This is a genomic window from uncultured Thiodictyon sp., assembly GCF_903828115.1.
GTDB lineage: Bacteria > Pseudomonadota > Gammaproteobacteria > Chromatiales > Chromatiaceae > Thiodictyon.
Map to the genome: position 1 here is coordinate 1 of NZ_CAIKKU010000806.1, position 2,290 is coordinate 2,290.

The following is a 2,290-nucleotide window of genomic DNA, read 5'->3' on the forward strand; positions in this document are numbered from 1 at the left end:
CGGAACGGCAGACCGATTACCCTGCCGTTAATCCTGCCAGAGTCGCCGCGCGGTGTCTACCCCCTTGTGCGAACATTAACTTTCTCTAACCCCCGCCAGCCCGCGCCGTGACTGGGGTGGCGCGGTTATGCTTCAGGGCTGTCACCGCACGCAAGCGCGCCGTGCGGGCCCTGCGCGAGAGCGAGTCGAAGTACCGCGGGCTGATCGCGTCCTTGAGCGGGGAGTACCTGTTGTACCGCCGCGAGTTGGAGGGGCCCATGACCTACCTGAGCCCCTCCGTCGAACACATGACCGGCTATACCCCGGCGGAACTGGAGGGTCCCTGGATCGGCCATCTCACCGATCATCCGCTCAACCAATCCGCGTTGGAAACCAGCAGACGGGCCTTGGAGGGCGCCCCGCAGGAACCCTTCGACATCGAGATCCGCGTCAAATCCGGCGACATCAAACGACTGCGGGTCTCCGAGAGTCCATTGTTCAACCCGCAGGGGCAGGTCGTTGCCGTGCAGGGGATTGCCCAGGACGTGACCGAACTGCACCGCACCCGGGTCCTGCTCGATAGGCGCAGCCGCGTCCTGGAGCGCCTCGCCCGGGGCCGTCCGCAGGCTGAGGTGCTGGAGGCCATCACGGCCTATATCGCGGAGGCCCAACCGGGGGCCATGCCCGCCGTCTATGTTCTGGATCAGGACGGGCCGCGCCTGTCGCTAGGGGCGGCCCCCGCACTCCCGGCGCACTTCAACCGCGCCCTGGACCCTGGACGGGGGCGTGATCGGTCCCGGCCTCGGTGCCTGCGCGAGCGCCATCGACCAAGATCCGCTCGTGGTCTGCGAGGATATCCGCAGCCACCCCGACTGGGCCGGCGTGCGCGAGATCCTCCTGACCACCGACCTTCGTGCCTGCTGGTCTCACCCCATTCGGGGGCGTTCCGGGCGGGTCCTCGGCACCTTCGCCATCTACCACCGCGAGTCGCGTCAACCGGCGCCGCGGGAGCGCGAGATCATCGCCTCCGCGGCGGACCTGGCCGCCGTTGTGCTCGACTACTTTCAGGCGCAGGTCGCCCTGGGTCATGCCGAAGAGCGCGAACGCCTGCTCCTGGTCTCCACCACCGAGGGTGTCCTCGGCGTCGACCACCTGGGGGTTGCGACCTTCGTCAATCCGGCGGCGGCGCGGATGCTCGGTTACCTGCCCGAGGAGTTGACCGGCACCGTCATTCACGATCGCATCCACCGTCCGACCGTCGGTCATGTCGACTCTCGGGCGGCCGAGAATCACCCCCTGGCACACTGCCCCCTAGTCGCCCCGGCGCTGGACGGACGCGCCCGCCATGGACTCAGGGAGACCCTGTACCGGCGCGACGGCAGCGCTGTTCCCGTCGAGTTGTGGAGCAATCCGGTGCTGATTGACGGGCAGTTGGCCGGGGCCGCGGTCACCTTTCGTGACATCAGCGAGCGCCTGGAACAGGAGCAACGCATCCATTTCCTGGCCTTCCACGATGCCCTCACCGGGCTTCCCAACCGCAACCTCCTGCGCGAGTCCCTCGATCGGGAACTGGCGCGCCTGCGCCGCCACGACACCCCCTTCGCCCTCTATCTGCTGGACCTGGACCATTTCAAGGATGTCAATGACAGCCTGGGGCACCCCGCCGGCGATGAACTGTTGCAGGTCGTGGCCGAGCGTCTGCGTGCCCAGTTGCGCGCCGAGGACAGCGTCGCGCGCATGGGGGGCGACGAGTTCGCCATCATCCAGAGCTACAGCGCCGGCGCGGACGCCGTGGAACGTCTGGCCGGCCGACTGGTGGACGCCCTGGCGCGGCCGATCCCGTGGCCGCGAGATCCGGATCGGGGCCAGTCTGGGCGTCGTCATGGTGAACATCCCCCTGGATGCCGACACCCTGATGGCCCAGGCGGACGTCGCCCTCTACGAGGCCAAGGGTCAGGGACGCAACCGCTATGCCCTGTTTCAACCGGACATGGCCCGCGCCCTGGAGCGCGAACTGGAGATCGTCGGCAGCCTCTCCCAGGCCATCGCCAACGGTGATCTGCACCTGGTCTACCAACCCCAGGTGCGCATCGGCAGCGGCGCCTTGTACGCGGTGGAGGCCCTGGTACGCTGGCACCACCGTCGGCTCGGCGCCCTCTTGCCCGGCGACTTCGTCCCCATCCTGGAGCGTCGCGGCACGGTCGCCCGCCTGGATGGCTGGGTCCTGCGCCAGGCCGCCTCCTTGAGCTACCTGCGCCGCTTCAACCCGCGCACCCTCAAGATTGACCGCGCCCTGGTCGCCGACATGGCC

At 68.4% G+C, this 2,290-nt stretch carries 2 protein-coding genes and 1 pseudogene; all 3 read left to right on the plus strand.

What is annotated here, in order from left to right:
- Positions 1–161: 161 nt before the first annotated feature.
- Positions 162–536: pseudogene (locus QZY48_RS35130) on the plus strand (PAS domain-containing protein); the annotation flags it as partial.
- Positions 537–765: 229 nt separating this feature from the next.
- On the plus strand, positions 766–2,037 hold the full coding sequence (locus QZY48_RS29770) for a diguanylate cyclase (RefSeq protein WP_295437439.1): 1,272 nt from the start codon (positions 766–768) through the stop codon (positions 2,035–2,037).
- Positions 1,970–2,290: EAL domain-containing protein (locus tag QZY48_RS29775; protein WP_295437441.1), on the plus strand; the 321-nt coding region annotated here is incomplete at its 3' end. The genes QZY48_RS29770 and QZY48_RS29775, both read left to right, overlap by 68 nt.